8 protein-coding genes and 1 pseudogene are annotated in these 8646 nt (G+C 43.6%); 8 read left to right on the top strand and 1 reads right to left on the bottom strand.

The features are described from left to right. The 7 genes from AAG747_RS28940 to AAG747_RS28970 all read left to right on the top strand — a co-directional run. Positions 1-1546 (top strand): hypothetical protein (locus AAG747_RS28940; RefSeq protein ID WP_346824756.1); only part of this gene is annotated, 1546 nt, incomplete at its 5' end. After that, positions 1546-2130 carry a hypothetical protein gene (locus AAG747_RS28945; protein ID WP_346824757.1) on the top strand — a complete coding sequence of 195 codons (585 nt, stop codon included), beginning with the start codon at positions 1546-1548 and terminating at the stop codon, positions 2128-2130. The genes AAG747_RS28940 and AAG747_RS28945, both read left to right, overlap by 1 nt. Before the next feature lie 64 nt (positions 2131-2194). Next, positions 2195-2695: a 3'-5' exoribonuclease domain-containing protein gene (locus AAG747_RS28950; protein ID WP_346824758.1), complete on the top strand. Its 501-nt coding sequence runs from the start codon at positions 2195-2197 to the stop codon at positions 2693-2695. Positions 2696-2739: 44 nt separating this feature from the next. Then, positions 2740-3642 carry a hypothetical protein gene (locus AAG747_RS28955; RefSeq protein WP_346824759.1) on the top strand — a complete coding sequence of 301 codons (903 nt, stop codon included), beginning with the start codon at positions 2740-2742 and terminating at the stop codon, positions 3640-3642. 158 nt (positions 3643-3800) lie between these two features. After that, positions 3801-4592: an NHL repeat-containing protein gene (locus AAG747_RS28960; protein ID WP_346824760.1), complete on the top strand. Its 792-nt coding sequence runs from the start codon at positions 3801-3803 to the stop codon at positions 4590-4592. Continuing rightward, entirely contained in the window at positions 4585-6765 is a 2181-nt protein-coding gene (locus AAG747_RS28965; protein ID WP_346824761.1) for an EndoU domain-containing protein, read from the top strand. Before AAG747_RS28960 ends, AAG747_RS28965 begins: the two co-directional genes overlap by 8 nt. A 2-nt stretch (positions 6766-6767) precedes the next feature. Then, positions 6768-7166, top strand: a complete 399-nt coding sequence (locus AAG747_RS28970) for a hypothetical protein (protein ID WP_346824762.1) — start codon at positions 6768-6770, stop codon at positions 7164-7166. A gap of 61 nt (positions 7167-7227) precedes the next feature. Here the strand turns inward: AAG747_RS28970 and AAG747_RS29270 are convergent. Then, a pseudogene (locus AAG747_RS29270) lies at positions 7228-7392 on the bottom strand (IS256 family transposase); the annotation flags it as partial. Here AAG747_RS29270 and AAG747_RS28975 point away from each other — a divergent pair. Next, on the top strand, positions 7385-8646 hold a 1262-nt coding region (locus AAG747_RS28975), incomplete at its 3' end, for a hypothetical protein (RefSeq protein WP_346824763.1). The pseudogene AAG747_RS29270 and the gene AAG747_RS28975 overlap by 8 nt on opposite strands.

Below are 8646 nucleotides of genomic sequence, written 5' to 3' on the forward strand. Positions count from 1 at the left end.
TCAGGAGAAGCTGAAGATCAGTAGTAAGTTAGGGGATACGGGGCAGCGTATTGTCAAGGTAGGAACGGATGCGGAGCTGGAAAAAGCCTTTAAGTGGTTACAACAATCGGGCAAGACAGAGCACTACACCGATGTGGTGGTGCACGGTGGGCAGAACAGTTTCCGGGTGTTTCAAAACGATGCCTGGTACGAACTGAGTCATCGGGATCTGGCAGGCTATCTGAAATCCAAAGGCTATACAAAGAACAAACCTGTACGTTTGCTGGCCTGTAATACCGAAGAGGGTATCACCCAAGTCGCCCGTGATCTGTCCAACAAGCTGGGCGGAGAAGTATGGGTACCGGAAGGCACGGTAAAAGTCCATGCCGATGGCGGCATCACCATGGCCTCGGAACAAGGAACCGGCCAATGGAAAGTATTCCGTCCGCAGCAAGGCCAGGTCGCCACCAAACCCCCTCAAGGTACCCAAAAACTCGAAGAATATGTGGTGTTGGGGAAAGAGTTTCCATCGCATTTTAACAGTGCTGTGGTAGCCGAAATCAATAAGCTTCAAGACAAACAAGCCTTCCTGAAGGATTTTGCCAAAGCGGATAAGCAAGTAATTGAAGCGTTTAATCAAAATCCTGGATTGGTGAGGGCTTGGGGAGTACTGCATAAAAGCGGTGTGGAAGAGGTCTTGAGAAAGAATACTAAATATCTAGAAGGTGTTTCAAAATACTTAAGTAAACATGATCCAAAGCATTTACTAAATGAGTTTAAAAACTATACGGGAAACAAAGAGGATATCCTAATAAATCTTGACAAGTATAGTTTGAGTTTAGAATTGGATGCTTTATATAAAGCAGGTAAGTATGATGAAATTGCTAGAAAGGTGGGAGCTGGTATTTCCAGAGTTGATTATCCGAATACTGATATTGATGTCATTAATGCTTGTAAGAAGATAGCCAATACACCTGATACAGAAGATATTCCAATAATGGCAAAAAATTTAGCCAAGGTCTTAAATTTGGGTAAAGGGCAAATTCCTAAACTTGAAGAGTATTTAAAAGTAATGAAGGTCCACTTTTTCAGAAAAAAACATTTAATACCTGTCCCATCTGAAAATACTTTAACTTATGGTAGATTTACAAAGTTTCCAGAAGATCCAAAGTTATGGGAATCAGTTAAAAATGAATTTCAATCATTTAGTTATAAATATATAGATAAAGAATTAGACTATTCAAGTGTGATTGAATATCCGAAAGAAAAAATACTGAAGGAATTTAAGGCTTTATTAGCTCATGAGTATATTGAAGCTAAAATAATGGAAAAGTTAAACATTCCTTATAGAGGTTTTTTAGTTACTAATGATTTTAATGGCCCTACCTTTTATTCTAAAGGTGCTCATGATCTTTCAATCAATGACAAAAATTTTTCTAGGCAATTTGATCACTATGAATCGTCAAATATGAAATGGAATAGGAAAAAACCTAATGGTTTAAATGTAAGTAATGATTTGATGAATTTAGATGAGGTTGTTGAATTAATAATTAAGTCCTTAGAATAATGGAATTATCAAATAATTTGGAAAAAATCATAAATAGAATTAAGAGTATAAAAAATTGGGGTAAAGCAAAAATTGCATCTACTGCGTGTATAGTTCTTTATCTAGAATATTACCGTATATTACGTATTTATATGGAGTATTATGGCATAAAAACGCATTACACAATTACCAATTTGGCTAAATATGTAAGTGAGATAAAAGATACTGAACTCGATTTTATTGATAAATTTAGATGTGAATTATTAAAAGAAAACCCTGATTGTTCCCCCCTAGACCAAATGATGCTCAGTTTTGTTTTAACATGGAACTTGAAAGAAAATGAGATAAAAGAAAATGAAAAGTATATCCTTAATCCATATAAACCTATAATATCATTTTATGAACGAGGAGGTTTTTTGAGTAGAGAAAGAGCTCCCTCTCATAGGCTTACAATTTGTTATGGTGCTTCTTTTTCTAAAAATGATCTTGATAGAATTGTAGAAAAGAATATAGATACTCCCTTTATTAAAGATTTTTCAAAAGAGAATTTAGATAGGATAGATAGTATGTTACTAGATGACTATCTTAAAGAGTATAATGCATAGATTTAAATCTCACAATGGGAGAAAAATTGAGGCTTTATTAGCTAGAGCCTAAGACATAAAAACCATGCACCTCTACCTTGACACAGAATATGCCCTTAAGGGTAATGCGATGGAATTGCTCTCCATAGGGCTTGTCAAAAGTAATGGAGAGGAATATTATGCGGTTTCCTCGGAGTTTAATCCCGAGAATGCGAATGATTGGTTGAAGGCTAATGTCTTACCAAAATTGGAGGGTGCATGTCGAAAGGGTCTTTTCACCATCAAGGAAGAAATCGAGAAATTTATTGGTGGGGAAGGGGAGGGCTTACACCGGGTCAACCTTGAATGTTGGGGATACTTTTGCGCAGCGGATTGGACCTTGTTGGTCAATTTGTTTGGCGGTTTGGATCAATTGCCTTCTTACATGCCTTTGTATTGCAAAGAACTCCGGCAGGAAATGGACCGGATGAAGTTCCCCTTATCCAAACTTCCCAAGAGCGAAGACAAACATCATGCATTGGCCGATGCCCGGAGGAATTGGGTTCTCCATCAACGCTTACTCTCCTGGGAACAGGAGCATCGCTAAAAACTTTTGATAAAATAACGAAACCAGATATTCCATAGAAACTCATGCAAAAAAACATATTTCTATTTTTTACACTACTTTTCAGTTACTCAGCGCTTTGGGCACAACAAAGGCCTGCTACTTCCCTGTTGCGTTACCTGGAGGAAGGAGGGAAAGCTGTTTATCAGGTTGAGGAAGCCCGGGCGCAGTCGGATCTGGACGTTTTGGAACGCTATGCCCAGGATACGCTGTTGGAAGTACGGGGCAGGGTATACGAAGTAGCCCGGCAATTGGGGCAACTGCCAGAGGAATCGCTCCGTCAGCAAGCGGTGGAATTGCTGGTGCAGGGCATCGGAGATGAAGACGGTGGGCTCAGCGGCTATTGCAGTCGCTCGCTGTGTTATTTTGCCCTGCCGGATTTTAGCGCAAAAGCCAAAACGACCTTGGCCGGGTATTTAAACCCGGAAACGGCCCATCTTTCACAAGTGCTGCGCCTGGCGGGCTTTGTACAGTTGCAGGAACAAACAACAACCTTGCGCTTATTCACCGGGGAAGCGTATTCCGGGTCCATCCGATGGAGTGCTTATCTGGCCCTGGCCCGTTTGGGCGATGCGCAAGCTTTGGCCTTTTGTCTTCGCACCGTCCAGCGTTATCCTCTCAACGATGATCTGGTTTACGACCTGTTGCCCGACCTGGTGTATGTCCGTCAAAAAGCCGCCAGTGATTACCTGGTCAGCCTGTTGCAACGCGATGAAACCAATTGCGAGTCAGCCGATGCAGAGACTTCCGGTAAGATCCCCTGTGCCTACCGGTTGATAGAATATTTAGCTCCCATCGTTGAACATTATCCCTTGCATCCCGGCCCCAGCGGAGACCTCGCCACCGACAACTACCCGGCCGCCCTGCAAGAAGTCAGAGCCTGGTTTACAGCCCATCCGGAGTATGAGTTGGTGGAGGAACGGTATTAATTGGAATAAAGAAAGAATCAGTTTCTGCCCTTGTCTTTCCAAGATGAGGGACTGTTTTCTATTGCCAAAAATATTCCGTCATCAACATTGCTCCGTTAGCATCCAAAAAAGGATATTTACTTTTCCTTACAAAATTTCTCCCTGCTTTTTTGTGAAGAATGTACTTTTCGGAAGACGAAGAGTCACCCTCAGACCCCTTGGACGATATAGGTGATAAGATCGAAGTGCCGGGAGAGATCGACAGTGTATATGTGGACGAAGACGGAAAGGTCGTGATTGTAGATACCGAAGGCAATACAACCGTAAAAGAGCGCCCGCAAGACCCGGAAACCGGAGCCCCCGCCCCCGTAGCCGTCAGTGATGAACAAGGCAATACCTATGTGGTGGATAAGAACGGGGAGGTGAAGAAGGTTGGAGAAGAAGGAAAAGATAGGGGTTTGCCTTCAACGGAGAGAAATAACGGTCCTAATGATCAACACTTAAGTAGTTTTGGTCGTTTGGTCAAATCAGTTCTGTTGGAGCTTCGGGATGATTTAACTGAAAAAAGAACAACGGTTACTAAAGAGAAAAAGGATTATCTGGTAGAAGTACAGACCCGATGGCTGGATCAGTTAAAACCTTCCTCAGGAGGCAGTGCTTCGGGAAATGTCACCTTCCGAACAGCTTTCGTGGTTGTTTCTCCCAGTCCTTCTACTCTCAAAGAGCAATACAAAGAGAATGCCTTACCCAAAGAACATATGGAGAGGATCAAAAAAATTGAAGGAGTCAATTTGGAATTAAAAAACCTGTATGTCCAACTGGAAGAACTGAACGAGTGGTTGGGTGAAGAGTTATTTTATGCCCTGGTAGAGGAGTTACAGGCAAATGAGAAATTGAGTGCAGAGAGCAAACCGGAAGAACTTAAAGAAATCCTTGAATCAAAACTAAACCAGCTTCTTAACAATGAATAATAGGTTGATTACTGCCATTGTGGCCTTTTTGATACTTTGTTGTCATAGCGTTTTTTCCTGGACAACCGATGAAGAAAGGGTAGAGAAATACGCCCGTTTGTTGGATGAACAACTGGCTTTGAACGAAGAGTTCTTGAGTTCAGGAACGGGAGAGCCCACGTTTGTGATGGACTGGTCGGAAGAGCTTTATAAGCAGTCCTATTTGGAGGACGAGCAAATTAAGGAGTTGAACGAAAAGCTGACCTTTCTGTCTACTCATACGGACTACCGTTTTTTTGTGTTGGTGACCCCATCCATGCCGGCCTATACGGATAGCCTGGAGGAGTTGATCGGCGAGATCCAGGCCATGGGAGATGCGTTTAACCGGAAGGTGTTTGAAAAAAGTAGTTTGAGTAAAGTGGGGGATAAACGGGTGGTATTACTGACGGTCTTGCGAAGCGAAATCTTGACGGATCAAGACGTACCCTGGGAGCCGGAAGCGTTTTCCACTGCGATCACCAGTTTGAGTACCAGCCCCAAAGTGGATCCGCAACTCACAGAGAAGTTTGAACGTTACAGCCGGGATTGGATTGCCAACTACCAACACCAGAAACTACAGACCCACTACCTGACCCGTGACCGGAACTTTCACGGGGGAGGGCAGTATGTGGTTTCCCTGACAAAGCACCTGTATACAGCCTTGCCCAAGCCTTATGTACTGTATGCCTACCATATGCGGTACAACGGGGAAATTATACAGTTTCCGACCCAAAAAAGTACCGGAGAGATAACCGGAAAGGATCATCTCTTTGCCTTTGCCTTTACCCATGATTCCCGCTTGCAAGGTTATGTGAGAAACCTGAAAGAACAGGAAGGTTTAAAAAAAGCATTAAAGCAACCTGGAGGCCTCAATTATTATCAAAGAGAGGCTTTTAACAGAGTCAATGCCTCCTTGTTGTCTTTTGAAGAGTTGGATCAACAGGCCATTCCGGTGGATCATGGCATCAAAGAAGCCTCGCTGGTGGCGGTCGATGCCCAAAGCAGGTCAGAGGTGGCCGATCAGTATGTGCGTTGGTTCCGGTATGACCACTTTAAGGGTTTGATCAAAGACCATTTGGACGAAGTGCCTTCTCCCAGTGATAAACACTTTGTAAACGGGGTTAACAATTATGTCTATCAAGAAGGTCTTGCGGTGATCGATGCCATGAGCATGCTATTGATGCCGGTAGGTTTGGACGTTCTTGCCGATGTAGCCGGGGCCATTTATGCGGGGTATTATGGCGATCCGTTGAATGCGGTATTGTATGCAGGGAGCATTGCCGTTCCGTTAGCCAGTGCCAAAGTCACCCGGACGGTGTTGAAAAAGGTAGCCGGAGAGGTAGTCAGTGGAGTGAAACATCTGCGAAAAAAGGGCAGTGCCTGGGAGTTGGTTACCCGGACGGATGCATTGTATACGGGGTTGCCCGTACGTTTCCGGCAATTGCTTCCGGACAAGGTTCTCAAAGAACTTTCCCTGAAAGAAGCCAAAACTTTGGTGTCCAGGATAAAAGACTTAAATTTGGACGACCAGGCCTTGAAACGCTTAGGGGAAAGCTTAGGCGACCCCAAGTTGCTACAAGCGATGAAGCAGGAACCGGGACTGATCGATAGTTGGAAATTAGCTAACGAAAAAAGTGTGGCTGATGTCCTTCGTAATAATCCCGAATTTTTGAAACACTATCATGAGCTAACGAATAATTCTTCACTTAAAAAGCATGTATTTGATGGTGAAATCAATAGAAAGAATAGCGTTAAAGGAGGTCATTTTGACGAATCGTTTGATGGTAATAACTTTAGATTAGGTGATGGTACTACTGACCTAAGTAGGTTACCTCAGAATGGTAAGGGAGTTCGAAAAATAGACGAGAGTATAGGTGTGCAAAAAAAGAAGATTCTAAAGGATGCTCGAGGTAATGTAACTGGTGAACGCTGGCTAGATAAGAATATAGACCCATCAGGAGGGCATACTCTCTTTCCAGAGGGTTGGAGTAAGGATAAAATAATAGAGGAAGTTTCATCAGCATTTGTAAACCCAATAAAAAGTAATTGGAATGGTAAGTCCAATGCTTTCAAAGCAACATCTAATAGTGGGGTTGAAATCGGATGGTTCGTTGATCCAAGTGGCAATATAACAACATTTTTTCCAATATTTTAAGCATGAATTTTCAATATACAATACATAGTGGGGATAAGCCAATAATCAAGATAAGAGAGTCAGAACTTAAATCCCTTGAAGATTTACTCAATACACTTTGTATTTATCCACATATCGAAAGTGTAATAGATGAATTTAAAGTGATTTACGAAAATTCTTCAGATTTAAATGACTTGATTGAAGATAAATATAATGGTTATTGGGAAGATGATTTATTAGGGAAGTCTTTCACTGTTCTTGGATATGATAATGGTTTAGATGTGTTTGTAAATGAGAACATGATTTATATCGAAGACGAGTATCAATATCCAGAAATTCCCAGAGTTAAGTTAAGTATGAGCGAGTTTATCCAAACTCTTGAAGATTGGAGAGATATTCTAAAATCATATTCTAAAAGTTAAGCATAAAGCGACACTCTCCCTTAAAGTGTGTAAACTAAAATTTTCATTAGTTAGGTCAGGCTCAGTTTAGCCTGACCCTTTTTCCAACTATAAACAGAAAACTGTTAAGGATTATCCCCCAATTCCTGATTGGCATTGTCCATTTCCTGGTAGCCTCACGCAGGGCAAGGAAAACCGATTTCATTACCGCCTCATCCGTCGAAAAGGACAGTTTGCAATTGTATGTGAAATTCAAAGCCCCTCCTCCAAACCCAGCCCTGCCGCAATACGGTTTTGATGCCTATGAGCATCCCAGCCAACAAAGGCATTACGAGCAGATCGTGCTGGAAGAGGTGCCTTATTTTGTGCCCTGGAAGTCGGTGGCGACCGGGCGTACGGACCAAGTACTGGCTTTGTTGTCGGGAGATACTTCCCGCTTTGAGCAGGTGCAGTGGAAAGGGGTGATGCAGACCACTCCGGGGTTGAAGGACGGGCAGTTGCAACTTACCGTACAAGGCACCGGGCACGAGGAAGAAAGCGAAGTGCTGGCTTACCGCAAAGAAGGGGAAGAGGAAGTGCCTTTGGGCAAACTCAATGTGATCAGCTATGACCAGGAGTACCGCAAACTTTACCTGGTGTCGGTCAACGGCACTTCGTATCCGTACAATTATCCGAGCCTGCAAGATTCGCTGAACCGTATTTTCAGCCAGGCCGTAGTGCGCTGGGAACTGGGTCCGCTCCAAAGCCTGGAAGTACCGGAAGTGGATTTTGTTAACGGAAGCTTTGATGACGGTAGTTCCGGTTTGTTGTCCAACTATACCCCGGACATGCGCAAAGTGGTGCGGGCTTTCAGAAAGGCCAAGCCTCATTTTGACAAAGATGCTCTCTACATATTTCTGGTACGCAATTCGGCCTCGGACAAAGAGGGCTTTATGCCGCGCAAACAGCGGTACGGCTTTCTGTTTGCCGATCAGTTTTCCAGCCAGTCGGGCTTTGTCAAAACCCTGGCGCACGAGTTGGGCCACGGAGCCTTCCGTTTGAAACACAGCTTTGAGCAGTACCCGGAAGACCGGGAAAACCTGATGGACTATGCCGAGCGGGGCACCCGACTGCGCAAATACCAATGGGACCTGGTCCACGACCCGGTGGCCGTCTGGGGTCTGTTTGAAAAAGATGAAGAGGGGGAACTTGTCAGTGAATACAAGTACAAAGAGCTTGACCTGGCCTCCGAAGTAGACATTCACAAATATATTTCCGGTGAGGAAATTACGTATATAACCCCCGGAGGTGAGCTGATTACCCTAAGTAAAGAGGCGAAGCCGAGCTTTACGGGAGTGACACATGTACCTGAGATAGATACCCAAGTTTCCAAAGGTACTTTATTGGCTTTCCGGGAGGGGAGTATGTTATGGCGGTCGCGTTATCGCATTCCAAAAGATTTGGGTTCCTGGGAGTTTATGGGCTATGTGAATGCTGCGGGAGATTATTACCCCGGAGCCTC

Origin of the sequence: Rapidithrix thailandica (assembly GCF_039710355.1) — a bacterium.
Lineage (GTDB): Bacteria > Bacteroidota > Bacteroidia > Cytophagales > Flammeovirgaceae > Rapidithrix > Rapidithrix thailandica.